Here is a 19,591-nt window from a genome sequence, read left to right as displayed (position 1 = left end):
TAACTGAAAAATTGGAATTTATCTTAACTTAATTAAATGGTCGTAAATAGTTCAACAGAAACTATATTTGGTACTTGCCTGCTAACCGGTGGAAATGGTTACCTGGGGACCTATGTCCGGCAACATCTGGATGCATGTGGCTTTAAGGTTGCTACGCTAGGTCGAAGCGAAAACAATGCTCTTGTTGCTGATCTTTCTGTAGAAATGCCTGTTATCAATAAAAGTTTTGACATCGTTGTTCATTGCGCTGGAAAGGCACATAGTTTTCCGAAAAATGAGCATGAGCGCAAAGCTTTTTTTGATGTTAATTTAATAGGTACCCAAAATCTATTAACGGCACTGGAAGCTGCACCTGGCTTGCCAAAACATTTTGTGTTTATGAGTTCTGTTTCTGTTTACGGCTTAAACCAGGGCGTTAACGTTAATGAAACACAACCTTTGCAGTCAAACTACCCCTACGGTAAAAGTAAAATTGAAGCCGAGAAACTAATCGAATCCTGGTGCAGGCAAAACCGTGTAACCTGTCTCATCTTGCGGCTCCCTCTACTTGCCGGGAAAAATCCGCCAGGTAATTTAAAAATGATGATTGAAGGTATAAAAAAGGGATATTACTTTAATATTTCTAAAGAACCCGTTCGTAAAAGCATTGTCATGGCAGAAGACGTGGCTAAGCTAATTCCCACAACAATAGGAATGACAGGAACATTTAACCTGACAGATGGCTACCACCCCTCTTTCCAGGAACTGGCAACTTTAATCGCTAAGCAACTCCGTAAACCCAAGCCCTTAAGCATTCCGAATTGGTTGTGCAAGGCCCTCATTTTTTCTTCAAAGGCTTTTAGTTTTATCTCACCAATTAATGCCTATAAGTTTCAGAAGTTAACTTTAAGTTTAACCTTTGATGATTCGAAAGCAAGAAGTTTGTTGAGATGGAATCCAACGTCCGTCCTTGAAGCCTTTAAACTATAGCGTAAATATTTACTTATCAGATGACCATTACCCTAAGTGCCATATTTTTAGTCTTATTTTTTTTAATCGAACTATTCTATTTTAGAATAGCAGATCGATATAACATTATTGATAAACCAAATTTTAGAAGTTCGCACAGTAAGATCACTATCCGGGGCGGTGGAATTATTTTTACCATCGCCATGTTGTTATGTTTCTTCGCTTTTGATTATAGCTATCCCTTTTTTGTGCTGGGTTTGGTCATCATCAGTAGTATAAGCTTTGCTGACGACATCAAACCAATTAGCAACAGGTTTAGAATTATTTGTCATTTTCTGGCGGTATCTCTATTATTTTATCAGGTTGGATTATTTCAATTGCCTGTTTATATCGTATCTATCGCTTTTGTAATGGCGATTGGAATCATTAATGCCATTAATTTTATGGACGGTATAAATGGACTTACCGGCATTTATTCATTTGTTACTTTGCTCACCTTGTATTACCTGGATACCAATGTTGCACCAGGTTTCGTGTCAAGGGATTTACTCATTACTGCTATATTAGCGGTGACTGTATTTATGTTTTTTAACCTTCGTACCAAAGCAAAAAGCTTTGCCGGTGATGTCGGTAGCGTGGGAATTGCTTTCATTATGATCTTTTTTATGGTAAGTCTGATGGTCGCCTCAGGCAAGGTGACCTATTTATTACTGTTACTTTTGTATGGGTTAGATACCATTTCGACGATTGTTTTTCGTTTAGTTCGGAAAGAAAATATTTTCGAAGCACATAGAAGTCATTTTTATCAATTTTTAGCGAATGAAAAGCGTATCCCTCATCCCATGGTTGCATTAGGTTATGCTATTATTCAATTGGTTTTTAATGCACTACTCGTTATGCTGGAACCAAGCCTTACCTGGACGATAACCGGAGTCGTATTGTCAGGTTTGTTATTTGTCGCGTTACGGTTTGCATTAGAAGGAAAAAGAAGGCTGCTTCTCTCTGGGAACCAACCTTCCAAAGCTTAAATTTTTATTTGCAAATGGCCTAGCGCACGCCTTGTAGGTAATTTTTGAAGCTGATTATCCTGTATCTATGGATATTTATTTAATGTTAACTATATTAGCAATAAAAAATTGTCTTGCAATAGCATTATATGAATTTTGATTATCAAAGAAGGGTTAAATGAGGTTGTTATATGATAATTTAATTTATTATTTGCAAAAAAACGGAGGGATTTCCACCTATTGGTACGAACTTACTACCAGATTTTTGAAAGAAAAGGAAGTTCTGCTAAACTTTTACGAGTATAAGCTGCAAGAAGCAAATGGTCTAAGAAAGCAATTAGCAATATCACCCACACAGATTATCACTCGTAAAGGGATCATTCCGCTTCTTGATCGTTTTCTGAAATTACCAGGTTTTGATACATCACATATTTTTCACTCCAGTTATTTTAGAATACCTGAAAAAACATCAAATACAACTATAGTCACTACAGTACATGATTTTACCCACGAAAAATATTACCATGGGCCTAGATTATGGCTTCATAATTACCTAAAAGACAAAGCAATCAATAGTAGCGATGCCATTATTACCGTATCTCAGTTTACCAAAAATGACTTACTGGAGCGATACCCGTACATTGATGATTCGATTGTAAAAGTGATCAATCATGGTGCTTCTTCCGATTTTAGACCCCTGGGCGATAAGGAAGCTGACACACACACACCCTTTTTTCTCTTTGTGGGAGCGAGAGAAAATTACAAGAATTTTAATTTTGCTGTAAAATTGACAGCAGCCTGTAAAGACTTCCGTCTTTATATTGTTGGAGATTTGCTAACTGGAAAAGAACAGCAATTCCTGGCTAAAAATTTGGGGGGCCGTTTTTCAGTCTTTTCGAATATTGACCGGGTGAAACTCAATTTTTTGTACAATACTGCTTTTTGCCTGCTGTATCCATCTTCCAGTGAAGGTTTTGGAATTCCGATTTTGGAAGCTATGCAAGCAGGATGCCCCTTCATAGCCCTGCATGCTTCTTCTATACCTGAAGTAGCGGGAGAGGCCGGTATACTGATGCATACACTGAGCATGGAAGAAGCACTTCATGCGGTAGCGACTATTGCCAGGGATAGGCGGAATTTGATCAACACCGGAATGGAGCAAGCTAAGAAATTCTCCTGGGATATTTGTTTTAACGAAACTTACAACTTATATAGATCTTTAGCCTCATGACCATCACCATCATTACCGTAGTTTTTAATAATGAGTTGATTGGTTCTGCTATACAGTCTGTTATTGATCAGGATTATAAGGATATAGAATATGTTATAATAGATGGGGGGTCTACAGATGGAACACTTGCTATTATAGAGCACTTCAAGGCACATATCGATGTGCTGATTTCAGAACCAGATCACGGCATTTACGATGCCATTAATAAAGGCATAGCCGTCGCAAAAGGTGACATTGTAGGAATTTTAAATGCAGATGATGTATTTGCTGATCATCAGGTATTAAGCAGGATTGCGATGAAGTTTAAAACGCAACCACTTACCGATGCTTTCTACGCAGATATTGTGTTTACCAAAAGGCAGGACATTACAAAAATTACCCGTTATTATTCTTCGGCTAACTTTAAGCCGTGGATGTTTAGGTTTGGCACCGCTCCGGCGCATCCGTCATTTTACGCCAAACGATCACTTTTTTATCAGTATGGCAATTATTGTACTGATCTGGAAATATCAGGAGATTTTGATCTCATACTTCGGTTTATGCTTATTCATAAAATCAAAACCAGTTATGTGAATGATGTGTGGGTGAAAATGCGTTTAGGCGGTATAAGCACTTCCGGATTAGCGAGTATCATTAAACAGAATAAGGAAATTGTCATCTCTTGTCAGCGTAATGGTCTTGTCACAATCACGCCATTAGTTTATGCAAAGTATTTATTTAAATGGTGGGGCTTTATTTTTAAAAAAAACTGAGGCATGGCTATTTTAAGAAAAAATGCCGGATATAATGTGCTATTGTCCCTTACTCAATTAGCTTTCCCTCTGATTACCTTTCCCTATGCATCCAGAATTTTAGGCCCGAAGGCGCTGGGAGCAGTCAGCCTGGCAGATAATTTCACCGTTTACTTTCTAATATTTTCAGGTCTTGGTATCCCGCTTTATGGTTTACGTGAGGTGGCAAAGGTTAAGGATAACCGTCAACTTCTGGGGCAAACCTTTTCATCCCTTCTTTTCATTCATTTGGTTACGGCTATAGTTGCAGTTATCCTGTTTTTTCTTCTAACCGTTTCTATAGATAAACTTTATTCGAATTTTGCGCTATACCAGATAGGGATGGCTATTGTATTGGGAAGTGTTTTTATTGCAGAATGGTTTTTTCAGGGGTTGGAAGAATTTAAATACATCACCATCAGAACCGTTATCATCAGGCTATGTACTGTTCTTTTATTATTTATACTGGTAAAAGGCCCGCAAGATAGTAGCATTTATTTTGGTTTGAACCTAATTGTTGCAATCGCTTCAGCCGGATTTAATATGTATTATATCAGCAAAAAGATCCATATTTCTTTTAAAAATCTAACCATCAGGAAACACCTTAGGCCGCTGTTTCTGTTATTGGCAAGTGCCCTGGTTACGACCATATATTTGATGTTTGATACGGTTATTTTAAGCTTTTTAACCAATGATACGACTGTGGGCTATTATGCAGCCTCCATGCGGGTTGCAAAAATTTCACTTTCGGTATTGGGAGCTGTTTCTCTTGTTTTGCTTCCACGTCTTACTTTTTTGTTTAATCAAGAAGACAATGCAGCAGCGGCCAACTTATTGAACAAGTCGCTACGCTTCGTCTGTTTCCTAAGTGTACCGATCGCAATCGGAATTTTTTGCCTGGCCAAGGAAATCATTAGTGTATTTGCCGGGCAGGCCTATTTACCTGGTGTAAATTCCTTAAGGGTTTTGTCCTTTCTTGCGGTGGTAATAGGTCTGGCCCAGGTGCTCAGCAACCAGATTCTGTTGCCATTAATGCAGGAAAAAAAAATTTTTTATGCCTCGATCGTGGGGGTGATCATCAGCCTCTCACTAAACTTTCTGCTCATTCCCAGGTTTTTGCAGTTAGGCGCCGCGGTTAGTTCACTCTTTGCCGAATTTTCAGTTACATTGGTATTGTATTTGTATGTCAGAAAACATTTTTCGGTCGTATTGCCTGTCCAGGTTTTTCTGAAGAGTGTTCTGGCCAGCCTAACGTTTTTTTTAATCAGATACCTTATTTTGCAAATTACGATAATCCCTATATTAGTACTTACCTTTACCGTTGGCCTTTCTGCAATAGTTTATTTGCTGGTACAGTTATTCATCTGGAGAAACAAGGATGTGATTGAGGTGTTGTCGGGCTATCCTGGATTAAGATTTTTAATAAAATAAAATAAAATGAAGCGAGCATGTATTGTTATTCCAATTTACAAGGAAGTCTTCGATGCATTTGAGTTGATATCGCTTCAGCAGTGTTTTAATGTGCTGGGTGAATATGATATTTATTTTGTTATTCCGGCCCGGCTGTCAGCAACGATCGCTAACAACGTATTTATTAAAGATAAGCAAGCGCAATATAAAATATTTAACAACCATTTTTTTTCCAGTACAACCGGCTACAACCGGCTAATGAAAAAACCAGGTTTTTATAAAGCATTTTTGGATTACGAATTTATGCTAATTTATCAATTAGATGCATTTGTTTTTAAGAATGAATTAGCATACTGGTGTAATTGCGGTTATGATTATATTGGAGCACCCTTTATGAAAAAAAATAGTGATGGAACTTTTGCTATTGCAGGCCAGGGGAATGGCGGTTTTAGTCTTCGGAAAATTGCAAGTTGCTATAACGTTGTGAAGCAGTTTAAGAAACTGAGTTTCGAACATCCTTTTTTTTCTGACCAAAAACCTTTTTATATCAATCTGTGGAGAGATATCAAGTATAATTTGATATACAATTTTTCTTTTTATCCATTTCAGCCAGTGGTTAATGAAGATGTTTTCTGGGCAGAGTTCGTTCCCCTTGCATTTAAAGATTTTAAGGTGCCAAAAGCTATTGACGCTATACCTTTCAGTTTTGAGGTTTCGCCAGGTTACTTACATGGCTTAAACGGTGGAAAACTGCCTTTTGGTTGCCATGCCTGGCAGAGATACGAACCAGATTTTTGGACCCGTTATATAAGGGAAGCAGGTTATGAGATTTAAACAGCTTCAATTGTTGGAAAGCCAGGAAGACGCATTCTTTCTCGACGGCATAAAAGAGTTTTATGATGTTATCCAGGCGGATGAATCTTTAGAAGTGGATCGAAAAGTAGTTTCAAACAGGCGATTAAAATCATTTTTTGTCAGAAAGCTAATCAGCATTCCATCTCTTTATAAATTTAAGCTAAATTTATGGGACAATAAAAAAATTAGTTTCACTGCCATGATTAGTGGAGACTTTAGTATGCTATTACCTTATGTGATTTTCTCCAGGCAAAATTTTGTCTATATGCATGATGTTTGGCCCAGGTTTCAAACATGGATATTTCCATTTCTTGATGTTTTTAACGTCAAATATGCATTTTTCTCTTCTAAGCAGGTTTGGATGGATCATTTAAATAAATATCCAGATAGTTTATGCAAGAGTATGTGGTTGCCTGAAGGAATAGATGCTACTCAGTATACTTTTAAGCCGTTTGATCAGAAACGGATCGATGTATTGGAATTTGGAAGGAGATATGAAGCCTATCACTTGCTGATCAAGGATGAGTTAGCTCTGCATGCTAAACGACATCTTTACCATTCACATCATGCTGGTCTGTTATTTAAAGAAAAAGCAGACCTGATTACTGCACTTGCCCAGACTAAAATTGTTATTTGCGTTCCTTCAGATATCACTCATCCGGAACGGGCTGAGTATATATCTTCTATGACCTTAAGATACCTGCAGGCTATGGCTTCGAAATGCCTGATTGTAGGCGTAACACCTTTTGATATGGGGGAATTATTCGATTATGATACTATTATAGAAATCGACATGAAAAACGCAGCCAGACAACTCCTGGCTATTCTAGACAATTATGAATCGTATGTTCCGCTTATTGAGAGAAACTATTTAGCGGTGCAGAAAAATCACCAATGGATTAACCGTTGGCAAGTTGTTAAGCAAAAGATTTCCACTATATCATGAGTGCTCCACTGGTATCTATTATTATTGCAACATACAATTATGGCCATTTTATTACCGATGCGCTATCAAGCGTTTCAGATCAGCGCTACCAAAACTGGGAGTGTATCATCATAGATGATGGGTCGACCGATGATACGGCTAGCGTTGTAAAAGCTTATATTGATGTACGCCCTAAACAGAATTTTAAATACATTGCAATTAAAAATTCGGGGCCGTCCTGTGCCAGGAATGAAGGCATTAAACTGTCAAGCGGTATCTACCTGCAATTTTTAGATGCTGATGATGTTTTATTGAAAGAAAAATTGTCTGTTCAAGTTAAGCTAATCCAAAATGAGCCATGTGCTCTGGTGTTTTCAAAATCCAGATTTTTCGTGATGAAAGGCCTTGAAAAAGTTTATAAAGAAAACTATCCGGCTGGTTTCCTGGCGCAGCAAACGCTTGCTGGCCTTGAATTGATTAAATGTTTAATTAAAAATAACATCTTCACAATAAGTAGTGCATTAGTGGATAAAAAACTGGTTGTAGCTGCGGGCATGTTTAACGTTGGCTCGGCGTACAACGAAGATTGGTTACTGTGGTTTAAGATAGCATTATTGGAGCCTTTGTTTATTTTTGATGATTCAACAGGTACGGCAACCGAGATCAGATTGCATCAGCAGAGCAGCAGCCTGGTTAAGCAAAAGATGTTTGCGGGCGAAGTGTTTGTAAGATGTCAGTTTAACGATTTGATAACCGATCGGTTTGAATCAAACGAAGTTGCAAAATTAAAGCAATACAATCAGGAGCTGTTGGCTTTGCATCAAATCAGATCGTTAGATCTAAAAGGTGGGATGAATTACGTTTTAAAAGCCTTTGCAAAAGCGCCCATAGCTAATTTCAGACTACTATGTCTGGCCTGCTTCAAATTAACGATTAGAGTCTTAAAGCATTAAAAGAATGGATCACAAAGTGATTATCTTAATGGCTACCTACAATGGCACAGCTTTTCTTAGCGAGCAGCTGGAAAGCATAATTTCTCAAAAGTATACCAATTGGGAACTCTACATCCGCGACGACCAATCTACTGACCAAACACGAAATCTTTTAGCAAAATACGTTGCTAAAGATTCACGTATTAAGGTGTTGGAATTAGAAGGGGAGCATGGATCGCCGGTGCTTAATTTTGGCACATTGTTTAACTACATTAGTGCACTGGGGGTAGATTATATGATGTTTGCCGACCAGGATGATATTTGGTATGCCAATAAAGTAGAGGCCAGCCTTGCCTACATGCAAACACTGGAAAAAGCTGAAATGAAAAACTTTCCGATATTGGTGTACACTGGCTTTCAGTTTATTGATGACAGGGGTATCGAAATTAATCAGGAGTTGAACATGCCTGCAACCTTAACACTTCCTGTGTTGCTGCTTGGCAACTACGCCTATGGTTGTACCATGATGCTCAACAAAGCATTAATCAATCAAATCAATATTATTCCCGGCAATGCAGCCTATCATGATTATTGGATTGCCCTGGTGGCTTGCTCGTTTGGCAAAGCAATACTATTGCCCCGGAAATTGTTGGCCTATCGCCAGCATAGTCAAAATTCCAGTTCGAATGTAGACAGCCGCTTGATGACCGCTCGTTTTAAAAGATACTTCGACACTACTACTCAATTACCTGCACTCACAAGGCAGTATCAAATGATCAATGTTTTTTTCGAAACCTACAAACCGCATTTCAACAAAACCAGCCTAACGGTTATCGAGGGATTTTTAACTGCAATGAAGCAAAGCAACCGCTCATTAATTAACTTTATGCTACGTAACCAATTTAAAAAAGTAGGATTGTTGCCAACAGTTGCGCAGTATTACCTACTCCTTCGCCTGCGTAAAAAAATAAAATGACTTTAAATCAGGTTTAAAACTTGCCCTTGTAGCCCTTTTTTTCAAAACATTAAGAACCTGTTTAAATTTTATTCAATTACATTGCTTCTCCTAATTTGTCACAAGAGCGTAGTCGATTGCTTTATTAGTTTTTTGAAATGGTCTTCGAATGCGCTACCATTGAAGTTATTTTATAAATTATTATTAATCAGCATTTTAATTTATTTCGCATTTCTATCCAGCTAGGCCAAAGTAAGGTATCCCCGTTCTACTTAAATCCGGCCTAACAAATTTTTCGGGCTGCACTGTTCTGGCCTCACAACTTGCTTCCAAAGAAAAATTTTCAGCCGGCAGTTTTTGTTTCTTTTTGATGCCAAAAAGAAAGAGCCCCTCGGCGGCGGCGAGCCGAGGCAAGACCGTGGTGTATGGCAAAAGAAATAAATTGTATGTCACTCATATTGATTTTAAACAATTAATTAACTCCCAGACTGACATATGAAATAAATTTTATTTAATTTTAAACAGGCTCTAAAATTAGTTATACAATTCTTAAACATGGCCTAAATTGACTAACTTTGGCTATATTTCGTTAAATATGCATTATTCAAAAATTAAAATAGTCGGCTTAAGTCTTGTATCATTTGTCTGTTTTTTCGCGGTTTCAGGTTACGCTCAAACTATTCCTGTAGGCTTGTTAGAGAATGTTGAGGATGCCTATAGAAGACAACAATTGCTGGGGCTTGATAGTTCCAATGCTTCTTACATGATCAGACCCATGCATATTTCAGCTAACAATAACCTTGCTTTGGGTGAGCAGAAAAATGGCGGATTACGCTATCTTAGCCAGTTTAGGAAAGAACTTTATGTAGCAAATGAAGGTAAGATTGCATTTTACTTATTGCCTGCAGTTGTGCAACAGCAACTGAATACACACCACCCGTACGGGATAAATGATGGATCGATGGTGCAAGCTAAAGGATACCAAACCCAGGTGTCTGCAGGTGTATTTGCCAAAATTGGTCCCTTGTTTATTCAATTAAGGCCGGAGTACGTCTTTGCAGAGAATAGCAACTTCCAGAAATTGAGTGATGCCAACGGATCAGTTTTTAAAAAGGTAGTTGCCCGGGATTATTATAACAAAATCGATTTGCCAGACCGTTTTGGCGATGGGAAATATAGCAAGCTAAGCTGGGGTCAAAGCAGTATAGGCGTAAACGTTGGTCCGGTGGCGCTGAGCCTGTCCAATGAAAACCTGTGGTGGGGACCAGGCGTTAGGAATTCCCTACTCATGACTAATAATGCATCTGGCTTTAAGCATTTTAGTTTAAATACAACCAGACCCATTCAAACCTATATCGGTGATTTTGAAGGACAAATCATAGCGGGGAAACTAGAACAGTCGGGCGTAGCATCGCCAACAGGTACGGGCTTTGTGGGCAAACCTAACGATTGGAGGTACCTTTCGGGGATTGCAGTTACCTATCAGCCGAAATGGGTGCCGGGCTTATACCTAGGTGCAGATCGGTCATTCATCGTAAACAGGAGAGATATGGGTAAGGGATTTGCCGATTATTTTCCGATATTTAAGGCCTTGCCTAAAGAAGATTTTGTTAACCCCGATCACACGAATTCTGAAGATCAGGCTAAACAAGACCAGTACATCTCATTTTCTGCCCGTTATGTGTTACCAGAAAGCAAAGCCGAAGTTTACCTGCAGTACGGCCGTAATGACCATGCTTACGATTTAAGGGATGCGGTTGTCGAGCCTGAACACACCAGAGCCTACGTGGCCGGTTTTAGAAAACTGGTACCATTAGTTCAGGAAGATGAATTTATTCAAATTGGGTTAGAGTTTACCCAATTGCAAAAAAGCACCACCAGAGAAAGCAGAGCAAGCGAAACCTGGTATACACATTATCAGGTACTGGATGGTTACACCAATGAAGGACAGGTTCTTGGCGCAGGTATTGGCCCTGGTAGCAACATGCAATCTTTAGACCTGGCATGGGTAAAGGGACTTAAGAAAATTGGATTGTTATTAGAAAGAGTGGTTAATAATAACGATTTATTATACAGTTACGCGGAGGCATCCGGAGAAAAATCACAATATATTAACAGGCATTGGGTTGATTTAGCGTTTGGGGGCAAATTCGCATGGAATTTCGATAAATTTGTAGTCAATTCCCAGCTAACCTATATCCGGTCATTAAACTATCAGTATAATTGGGAGTCAGGTCCAGATTATTGGCAGTGGAACAAAAAAGATGCAAATAATGTACAGGTTAAAGTAGGTGTGCTCTATAATTTTTAGCGCATTCCGATTTGCAGGCATTTATCAATTTTAATATACCAGGCAACTTTGGACCTATCGAAATTTTGTATTGAATTCAGAATCAGGTGATATTCGTTCACATCCTGATCAATCAGGTAATTAATGGCGCCTCTTTTACAGCAGATAAATTCTGGAATTGGGATCAGCAGGATAGAGGTAACGTAGATAAGAAAATTGTTTTAGCTTATATTTTTTAAAAATTATTTCAGATTTGATATTTTTGAACAAATAATACGAATTAATTGGTGAAAATTGATAATTGTCATAGATAATTGTTAAGAAATAATTAAAAAAGATATATGTTTTAATATTTCTGTAAAAAACTGTTAACTTGCGATGGATTTATTCCTTAATTATTACTTGCATGTTTCCAGCTTAATTGATGTTTAGCTTTCTCAAAAATAAAAAAACTGTTGTAAGAGATTTGAAGTGGCTGGGAGTCGACATGCACTCACATCTTTTGCCAGGAATTGATGATGGATCACCAGATGTTGAAGAGACAATATCCTTAATCTCGAAACTCCATGAATTAGGTATTGATCAGTTTATATGTACGCCACACATATTTAAGGAATTATACCCAAATACTGCTGAAACGATAAATACTGCTTTGGAATTAACCAAAGTTGCCTTACGAAAAGCTAATTTAACGATCAGTATCGCTGCAGCAGCAGAGTATATGTTGGATGAAAACTTCGGGATCAACAATAGTATGATGTCTTTACCAAATAAGCATATTCTCGTGGAGATGTCTTATCTGAACGAAACACCAAACATCGAGCAGGTGATCTTCAATCTTCAGATTGCCGGATATACGGTTATTTTAGCCCATCCTGAAAGGTATAATTTTTACCATAAAGCCTATGATAAGGTTCATCGCTTCTGTGAAATGGGCGTTCTGTTGCAATTGAATTTACTCTCTATAACCGGGTACTATGGGCGGGAGGTAAAAGTCGCTGCCGAATACCTGCTTAAAAATAAGTTGTATAGGTTGGCGGGAACTGATTTACATCATAACAAACACTACAACGCACTAAAGCACTATGTAGAAAATGGTTATTTATTTGATAAAATTGGAAATTACCCTTTTGAAAATAAGCGTCTCTTTAAAATTTAATATAAATTTAGCACTACAGTATATGTTTTCATTATTTAAAACGCTAAGTTTGAAGTTTAAACCAACAAATACAGTTGTTCAATCCAATAAACTTTCTCAATAACCTATGAAAATGCCAATATGTAAAGTGAGATTTGCAAAAATATGTTTTTTGATATCCATCTTATTTTTAACTTCTTGTGTAAGTACTAAAAAGGTTGCTTATTTTCAAGATATAAGTGCTCTGGGGCAATCTGAACTGGCCAACACGGCTAAGTTTACGGATCCCGTTATTCAGGCAGATGATATCTTATCAATATCAATTTTCACTATGGATCCGGTAACTAATATGGTTGTTAACCAGGTTGGTAGTCAGGCCATCAGTACGAGTGTCGGGCCAGTTGCTTCATTAGGGGCTACTCCGCCAACATCAGGTTTCTTGGTGGATAAAAACGGAGAGATTGACTTATCCGTAGTAGGAAAGGTTAAAGTATTGGGTTTAACCACGTTTCAAGCCAGAGATTTGATTAAAGAGAAAGCAGCTGTCGTATATACAAATCCCAATGTTCAAGTCAGATTTGCAAATTTTAAGGTTACTGTTTTAGGAGAAGTAAATAGACCTGCTTCTTATATCATTCCGAATGAGAAGGTAAGTGTATTGGATGCATTGGGCCTGGCCGGTGACCTTACCATTTTTGGGCGGAGAGAAAACGTTACCCTTATACGTGATAATGGTGGGAAGAAAGAGTTTGCAAGGCTTGATTTAAACTCTAAAGAGATATTTAATAGCCCTTATTATTATTTAAAGCAAAATGATGTCCTTTATGTGGAACCAAATAAAGGAAAGGCTGCATCACTTAACCAAGCCCGAACGCAAACCTACGCACTTATTGGGTCGCTAGCATCAGTTTTGGTCGTTATTTTCACACGTTTATAAACTTGATGTTAAATATGATTAACAATATGAACCAAGAATCGCTTCAGGAGAAAGACGATAACGTTGACTTTAAGAAGGTATTTTTTCTAGCATTATCTAAATGGTATCTAATAATACTTTCGATTGTAATATGTTTAGTAGTTGCTTTTTTATACTTAAGATACAAAACACCCTATTATAATATTACGGCAAGGGTTTTGGTCAATGATGAAAAAAAAGGAGCTGGTATGCTGGGAAGTGCCGATATGTTAGGAGATCTTGGGGGCTTACTTGGCACTAAAAGTACTGTCGACAATGAAGCTGAGATTTTAAAAACTCGTTTCTTGATGGAACAGGTGGCTAAAGACTTGAGTTTAAATATTACTGTCTATGAAAAGGGTAGAGTTAAAAATATAGAGGTTTACCAATCTCCTTTCAAGCTTCAAATTATTAAAGCTGCAGATACCATTAAAAATACAGATTTATCAGTTGTGATAGGGGATAATGAAAAATTTTCTGTCAGTAGCAAGGATTTTCAAAAGGATGTTAAGGTAAATCAAATTTTCAACCTACCCAGGGTAGGGACAGTAAAGTTGGTGAATGGTGACCTTCCAAAGAGGATAACTAAAAAAGAGTTCCTAGTTAATATCAGATCAATTGATGCTGCAGTTGCTTCTTTACAAGAGAGCTTAACTGTTGAAGTTAAAAATAAATTAATAACGATTGTTGATTTGAAATTACAATATCCGCTACCTAAAAAGGGCGAGGTTATTCTGAGCAAGCTTATCGAAAAATATGTTCAGGAAAATCTTAGAGATAAGAATGAAATAGCAGATAGTACAGTTAAATTTATTCAAAATCGTCTTGCCTATATTGGAGGCGAATTAGGTGATTTAGAGGGTAATATACAGGGTTTTAAGCAAAGAAACAATCTGGCAGATATGTCAGAACAGTCTAAGCAATTGGTACAGGTAACCAGCGATTATGTAAAACAGCTGGCACAAGTAGAGACACAAATATCAATCATGGAAAGCTTGCAGCAATATTTGAAAGATGCTGATAACAAACGTGTATTGCCAAGTTCTTTGATTCCTGCTGATTTAGTATTTAGTGGTGCAGTGGAGAAATATAATCAGTTAACCCTTGAGCGCGCAAGGAAGCTCATTGGTATGACTGAGAATAATCCTAGTATCATATTAATTGATAAAGAAATACAAAATGCCCGTGCAGATATAGAATCGAACTTAGCCACTACACTTGATGGCTTTCTCATTACCAAAAGGAAGCTCAAAGCACAAATGCAGCAGGCCGAAGGTCAGGTTAAAGATGTACCAAAAATTGAACGCAGTTACTTAAATCTGGCAAGACAACAGCAAATTAAACAAGAGCTTTATATTTTCCTCATGCAAAAGGCTGAAGAAACAGCTATTTCCAAAACTTCTAATATAGCAAATTCAAAAACAATTGACCCCGCTAAGTCTGACTATAAACCATTTTCTCCAAACAAAAAACTAGTTTATATTCTTGGCTTTTTCGCAGGATTGATTATACCAATTGGCTTAATCTATGGTAAGGAAGCGTTAAATGATAAGATACAGTCAAAAGAAGATATCACAAACGCTACTCAGGTTCCTATAATAGGCGAGATAAGCCATAATGAGGAAAGTGATAATTTAGTGGTTGCTAACAGTTCAAGATCTGCAATATCAGAGCAATTTAGGGCGTTAAGAACCAATCTGTCTTTCTTTTTTAAAGATAAAGGCGGCAAAGTAGTTTTACTTACTTCGAGTATGTCAGGTGAAGGGAAATCATTTGTGGCCATCAATTTGGGTAATATCTTAGCACTCTCCAATAAGAAAGTATTGTTAATGGAGCTAGACCTAAGAAAACCAGGGTTGTCTGATAAATTAGGGGTTAGAAATGATATTGGATTTACAAACTATGTCATTAACGATGAGTTAAGTATATCTGATTTAATCAAGCCACTTGGTATCCATGAAAACTTATCTCTAATAAGTTCTGGACCTCTGCCTCCTAATCCTGCAGAGATGTTGTTGAACGAAAGAACCAGTAGTTTAATAGCTAAATTAAAGGAGACTTTTGATTATATTATTATTGATGCACCGCCCGTTGGAATTGTTACAGATGCACAACTATTATCTAATAACGCAGATATTTGTATGTATCTGGTCCGACAGAATTATACCTATAAAAAGCAATTGCAAATTGCAGAAGACCTGCGTGCTAATAATAAAATGAAGCATGTTGGAATCGTTGTGAATGATATTCAAGCGACTGATGGTTATGGTTACGGATATGGATATGGATACGGATATGGATATGGATATGGATATGGATATGGAAGTTATGGCGATCAAGGTAAAGTAAAAAAAGACAGCTTTTTTAATCTTCGTAAAAAAACATAGTTGATATTAAGTTTAATAAATAGATGTAGAGATCATCTCATATTACGATCTCAACCTTTAACTATGACTTATTTAAAGCAAGCTGGATTCCCATTGTATGACACTTTTTGTTTAGATATCATATATTTATTGTTAATAATTTTCATTTAGTTATGTCTATCAAAAAAGAGATGTTTCATGGCGTGATGTGGTCGGCAATTGAAAAATATTCAGCGGTCATTATTTCACTAATAATTTCTGCAATTCTTGCACGATTGATTTCTCCTGAAGCGTTTGGAGTAGTTGCTGTTGCATCAGTTTTAATTGACTTTCTTAATATTTTTACAGATATGGGAATAGGACCGGCAATTATACAAAGGAAAGATTTATCCGATGAAAATTTAAACTCAATATTTACCTTTACCATCTTAGGGGGTATACTGTTAGCCATTTTGTTTTTTTGCTTGGCAAAGCCAATTGCTAACTTTTATAATGACACCGCTTTGATACTCATCTGCCAAATTTTATCTATCAAATTGTTTTTTGCAGCGATGAATATTGTTCCACAGGCTAGTATATTAAAAAATAAGCATTTCAAGCTAATTGCAAAAAGGACATTACTATTGCAGGTATTATCTGGTATTGTATCTATTTATGCTGCCTTTCAAGGTGTAGGTATGTATGCGCTATTAATATCCCCAATCTTTACCAGCATCGGTATGTTTTTTTTCAATATAAATTACTCTCCCAGAAAGATTGATTTAAGATTTGATGGAAGTCCGTTTAAAAAAATATATTCGTTCTCGCTCTATCAATTTCTGTTTAGTTTTATGAATTATTTTTCCAGAAATGTAGATTCATTGATTATTGGGCGCTATTTTACATTAAAAGAGCTAGGGTACTATGACAAATCGTACCGTTTAATGATGTTACCTTTACAAAATGTAACCAATGTGATTACCCCGGTAATGCAACCCATTTTATCATCGTTGCAAGATGATAAGGTTGAATTAACCGCAAAATATAATCAGATCATCAAGCTTGTTGGTACGATTAGTTTTCCGTTAAGTGTTTTTCTATACTTTAATGCAGGAGAATTGATTCAAATTGTATACGGTAATAATTGGGCTCTGGCCATTCCTGTTTTCAAGGTGCTTGCAATATCTTTAGCCTTTCAAATGATTTTGTCTACCTCCGGGGCAATTTATCAATCTGCAAATGCAACTAAACTGATGTTTATTAACGGAGTATCCAATACTTTTTTTACGGTATCGGGCTTTGTTTTAGCTGCATATTTTTTTAGGAACATAGTTGCCATGGCCTGGGCATGGGATATTTCACTAACCATAAATATGGTTGTTTCTTATTCTATTCTATATAATTTGGTGTTGCGTTCCAGTATCAATGATATGCTGATTTTGATTTGGAAACCAATACTCGCATCAATTTGTATAGCCGCTCTTTTATATGCCTTTGATCAATTCATCCATATTCCAGATTTTTTTTCCTTAATAAGCAAGTTTGCCATTTCGCTATTGGTGTTCTTAGCTATAATTCAAGGAACTAAACATTATGATCTAATAAAATTATTAAAATATAAAAGATAGCCAATACCATGCAAGGAGTGATAAGCAAGATTAAAAATCTCGTAAAAATCCGTTCTCATATAGAGAGCCTTCATCAAAAGTCCCTATATGATCATCGTGTATCAATGCTAAATCATGCACTACTTAATGATCAATCTATGGGTACTTCGGAAGAAAAATACTGCGATGTTGATTTTATAGTGTCGCTGACAACTTATAGTAAAAGGCTTTATGACGTATATCTAACAATTGAATCTATTATGCAACAGAGCCGGAAGGCGAATAGAATAATATTATGGTTAGAAAATGAATTAGAAAGTAAGAATCTACCCATGGCCTTAAAATCACAACAGAAGCGCGGTCTGGAGATATACTACTGCACGGACATAAAATCCTACAAGAAATTAATCCCTTCGTTAAAATTATTTCCTGATAATCCAATAATTACCATTGACGATGATGTTATTTACGATGTCGACATGATCGACAAATTAATATTAGGTTATTTAGATAATCCGAAATATATCTATTACAATAGGGGTCATAAAATGAAATTACTAAAACCTAATTTATTAGATCGTTATCTAAATTGGAGTTGGTGCTCAAAGTCTTTAGACTCATCACTAATGAATTTTCCAACAGGTGTAGGGGGGGTCTTATACCCGCCGAACTGTTTTGATGATGAAGTATTTAATCAGGATGTATTTCTTGATATATGCAAAACAGCCGACGACGTTTGGTTTAAAGCAATGTCAATTCTTAGAGGTACCCAAGCTAAAAAAGTTTATACGAGAAATCCTAATGGAGAAGAATATCTAGAGAATTATCAAGTTCAAGATATTGGATTAAACAATTTAAATAACACGGAAAATCAAAATGATATTCAAATAAAAAAAGTATTTGATAAGTATAACTTATATCAAACTTTAATAGATTAACATTTCAAAACTGGTTCATTTTTAAATAGACTTAGCTATCAATTATATGATTCTTTTAGAAGTTCTAATAGTCGTTTTTATATTTATAGGTAATTCTATTTTTGCCCTACTAGGTTGGAGTACTATTGATGAGAATGCTTCCTTTTTAAGATCGATTCATCCTGTGTTCTATTTGTTACTTCTTTTTGCTTTGTTGAAAATTGATGTATTCATAAAGAACAAGTTCTATTGGGGAAATACGCTCTTTATAATATTTATAATTGTTCTATTCCGACTACTTTTCCAGCAAAGTATATCAACAAGACTAGTTGGGAATTTGTTGATACCGCTATTATTTTGTTTTTTTGCTAGCGAACTTATAAAAAAGGAAAGGTCACGATCTTTATGCGCCAAGTGGTTCTTATTTTTATTTATAATTGAGTGTTGCCTTGCAATTTACGAGAGAATAAGTCACTCGCTAATTTTTCCTTATACGCTTTATAATGCTGATGATATAAATGGAATGATAGATGGTGATGGATATTTTAGGAGTAATTCTTTACTCGGACATCCGTTGACAAATGCTCTTTGCGTAATGATTATATTTTTGTTTATTTCCATTTCAAATCTAAGTAAAAAGTGGAAGGCTGGCCTGTTGTTATTAGCCTTCTCTGCTTTGTTATGTTTCAATGCTCGCTTCGCGATAATAATAACATTTGTGGGTTATGGCATATATTTTCTGATCCGAAATAAGATTAGAGCGTCAACTATGATAGCCATGATTAGTGGTGGCATGGCTATTTTATTCTTTGTTACTTATTTTAATCTTGGTGATCGCCTATTTGCTCAAGGTATACAATCTGATGATACGAGTATTCTTGCTAGATTTGATGTTTTTGAAATGTTAAATTACATTGATTACAGCCTTATTTTCAAGGGATCTGGGTTGGAATTTGTGGAAGTTAAATTAGGATTATTACATATCGAGAATTGGATTTTGATTATGATTTTCGACTTAGGTTTGTTACTTACTGTGTATTATGCATACATGATTACTTTATTGTCATTTTCATTTATGGCAGGGTATAATAAATTAGATAAATATTATACATTTTTTATTTTTATCATAGTCGCTACATCTAACAATTCTTTAGCCTCCCAATCCCCAGCAGTATGTTTTTTTATTGCGTCCTGCCTCTTTTTTCCCTATTCATTAAAACCAATAAGAAATAATGTCATTACTAAAAGAAAATATACTTCTTTAATAATGGAAAGGCGCTAATTATATGGTTCTTAATAAACATTA

The 19,591-nt window shown here is 36.3% G+C and carries 16 protein-coding genes; all 16 read left to right on the top strand.

The window, feature by feature from the left end; all coding sequences use genetic code 11:
• The first annotated feature begins 36 nt into the window (after positions 1-36).
• The 16 genes from FFJ24_RS19800 (at position 37) to FFJ24_RS19725 (ending at position 19,567) form a co-directional block, all read left to right on the top strand.
• A complete protein-coding gene (locus FFJ24_RS19800; RefSeq protein ID WP_138818886.1) occupies positions 37-969 on the top strand; it encodes an NAD(P)-dependent oxidoreductase in 933 nt (310 codons plus the stop codon).
• 20 nt (positions 970-989) lie between these two features.
• Positions 990-1,976, top strand: a complete 987-nt coding sequence (locus tag FFJ24_RS19795; RefSeq protein ID WP_138818885.1) for a UDP-GlcNAc--UDP-phosphate GlcNAc-1-phosphate transferase — start codon at positions 990-992, stop codon at positions 1,974-1,976.
• Positions 1,977-2,133: 157 nt separating this feature from the next.
• Positions 2,134-3,186: a glycosyltransferase family 1 protein gene (locus tag FFJ24_RS19790; RefSeq protein ID WP_138818884.1), complete on the top strand. Its 1,053-nt coding sequence runs from the start codon at positions 2,134-2,136 to the stop codon at positions 3,184-3,186.
• Complete coding sequence (locus tag FFJ24_RS19785) at positions 3,183-3,938, top strand: glycosyltransferase family 2 protein (RefSeq protein ID WP_138818883.1); 756 nt, start codon at positions 3,183-3,185, stop codon at positions 3,936-3,938. Before FFJ24_RS19790 ends, FFJ24_RS19785 begins: the two co-directional genes overlap by 4 nt.
• A 3-nt stretch (positions 3,939-3,941) precedes the next feature.
• Complete coding sequence (locus FFJ24_RS19780; RefSeq protein WP_138818882.1) at positions 3,942-5,387, top strand: flippase; 1,446 nt, start codon at positions 3,942-3,944, stop codon at positions 5,385-5,387.
• A 6-nt stretch (positions 5,388-5,393) separates the two neighbouring features.
• Positions 5,394-6,200, top strand: coding sequence for a DUF5672 family protein (locus FFJ24_RS19775; RefSeq protein ID WP_138818881.1), 807 nt, complete (start codon positions 5,394-5,396; stop codon positions 6,198-6,200).
• A complete protein-coding gene (locus tag FFJ24_RS19770) occupies positions 6,190-7,167 on the top strand; it encodes a glycosyltransferase family 1 protein (RefSeq protein WP_138818880.1) in 978 nt (325 codons plus the stop codon). The genes FFJ24_RS19775 and FFJ24_RS19770 overlap by 11 nt, the downstream gene beginning before the upstream one ends.
• A complete protein-coding gene (locus tag FFJ24_RS19765; RefSeq protein WP_138818879.1) occupies positions 7,164-8,099 on the top strand; it encodes a glycosyltransferase family 2 protein in 936 nt (311 codons plus the stop codon). Before FFJ24_RS19770 ends, FFJ24_RS19765 begins: the two co-directional genes overlap by 4 nt.
• 4 nt (positions 8,100-8,103) lie before the next feature.
• A complete protein-coding gene (locus tag FFJ24_RS19760) occupies positions 8,104-9,054 on the top strand; it encodes a glycosyltransferase family 2 protein (RefSeq protein ID WP_138818878.1) in 951 nt (316 codons plus the stop codon).
• Between the two features lie 574 nt (positions 9,055-9,628).
• The gene (locus FFJ24_RS19755; protein WP_138818877.1) at positions 9,629-11,344 is read left to right on the top strand and encodes a capsule assembly Wzi family protein; all 1,716 of its coding nucleotides are present in this window, start codon (positions 9,629-9,631) and stop codon (positions 11,342-11,344) included.
• 445 nt (positions 11,345-11,789) lie between these two features.
• A complete protein-coding gene (locus tag FFJ24_RS19750; RefSeq protein WP_246862665.1) occupies positions 11,790-12,482 on the top strand; it encodes a tyrosine-protein phosphatase in 693 nt (230 codons plus the stop codon).
• A 106-nt stretch (positions 12,483-12,588) separates the two neighbouring features.
• Positions 12,589-13,398, top strand: coding sequence for a polysaccharide biosynthesis/export family protein (locus tag FFJ24_RS19745; protein WP_138818875.1), 810 nt, complete (start codon positions 12,589-12,591; stop codon positions 13,396-13,398).
• 26 nt (positions 13,399-13,424) lie between these two features.
• Entirely contained in the window at positions 13,425-15,803 is a 2,379-nt protein-coding gene (locus FFJ24_RS19740; protein WP_246862664.1) for a tyrosine-protein kinase, read from the top strand.
• Positions 15,804-15,955: 152 nt separating this feature from the next.
• Complete coding sequence (locus FFJ24_RS19735) at positions 15,956-17,389, top strand: lipopolysaccharide biosynthesis protein (protein ID WP_138818874.1); 1,434 nt, start codon at positions 15,956-15,958, stop codon at positions 17,387-17,389.
• Between the two features lie 8 nt (positions 17,390-17,397).
• The gene (locus FFJ24_RS19730; protein ID WP_138818873.1) at positions 17,398-18,306 is read left to right on the top strand and encodes a hypothetical protein; all 909 of its coding nucleotides are present in this window, start codon (positions 17,398-17,400) and stop codon (positions 18,304-18,306) included.
• Between the two features lie 46 nt (positions 18,307-18,352).
• Positions 18,353-19,567 carry a hypothetical protein gene (locus tag FFJ24_RS19725; protein ID WP_138818872.1) on the top strand — a complete coding sequence of 405 codons (1,215 nt, stop codon included), beginning with the start codon at positions 18,353-18,355 and terminating at the stop codon, positions 19,565-19,567.
• The last annotated feature ends 24 nt before the right edge of the window (positions 19,568-19,591 follow it).

The sequence above is a fragment of the Pedobacter sp. KBS0701 genome (assembly GCF_005938645.2).
In the GTDB taxonomy this organism is placed as follows: domain Bacteria; phylum Bacteroidota; class Bacteroidia; order Sphingobacteriales; family Sphingobacteriaceae; genus Pedobacter.
Note: the sequence above shows the minus strand (reverse complement) of the source record. Positions and strands in the feature narration are given on the sequence as shown.

Excerpts from the sequence above, each read along its gene's own strand:
- FFJ24_RS19765 (WP_138818879.1), top strand. The coding sequence starts at position 7,164 with ATGAGTGCTCCACTGGTATCTATTATTATTGCAACATACAATTATGGC.
- FFJ24_RS19800 (WP_138818886.1), top strand. The coding sequence starts at position 37 with ATGGTCGTAAATAGTTCAACAGAAACTATATTTGGTACTTGCCTGCTA.
- FFJ24_RS19795 (WP_138818885.1), top strand. The coding sequence starts at position 990 with ATGACCATTACCCTAAGTGCCATATTTTTAGTCTTATTTTTTTTAATC.
- FFJ24_RS19760 (WP_138818878.1), top strand. The coding sequence starts at position 8,104 with ATGGATCACAAAGTGATTATCTTAATGGCTACCTACAATGGCACAGCT.
- FFJ24_RS19775 (WP_138818881.1), top strand. The coding sequence starts at position 5,394 with ATGAAGCGAGCATGTATTGTTATTCCAATTTACAAGGAAGTCTTCGAT.
- FFJ24_RS19745 (WP_138818875.1), top strand. The coding sequence starts at position 12,589 with ATGAAAATGCCAATATGTAAAGTGAGATTTGCAAAAATATGTTTTTTG.
- FFJ24_RS19780 (WP_138818882.1), top strand. The coding sequence starts at position 3,942 with ATGGCTATTTTAAGAAAAAATGCCGGATATAATGTGCTATTGTCCCTT.
- FFJ24_RS19725 (WP_138818872.1), top strand. The coding sequence starts at position 18,353 with ATGATTCTTTTAGAAGTTCTAATAGTCGTTTTTATATTTATAGGTAAT.
- FFJ24_RS19785 (WP_138818883.1), top strand. The coding sequence starts at position 3,183 with ATGACCATCACCATCATTACCGTAGTTTTTAATAATGAGTTGATTGGT.
- FFJ24_RS19770 (WP_138818880.1), top strand. The coding sequence starts at position 6,190 with ATGAGATTTAAACAGCTTCAATTGTTGGAAAGCCAGGAAGACGCATTC.
- FFJ24_RS19740 (WP_246862664.1), top strand. The coding sequence starts at position 13,425 with ATGAACCAAGAATCGCTTCAGGAGAAAGACGATAACGTTGACTTTAAG.
- FFJ24_RS19735 (WP_138818874.1), top strand. The coding sequence starts at position 15,956 with ATGTCTATCAAAAAAGAGATGTTTCATGGCGTGATGTGGTCGGCAATT.
- FFJ24_RS19755 (WP_138818877.1), top strand. The coding sequence starts at position 9,629 with ATGCATTATTCAAAAATTAAAATAGTCGGCTTAAGTCTTGTATCATTT.
- FFJ24_RS19790 (WP_138818884.1), top strand. The coding sequence starts at position 2,134 with ATGAGGTTGTTATATGATAATTTAATTTATTATTTGCAAAAAAACGGA.
- FFJ24_RS19730 (WP_138818873.1), top strand. The coding sequence starts at position 17,398 with ATGCAAGGAGTGATAAGCAAGATTAAAAATCTCGTAAAAATCCGTTCT.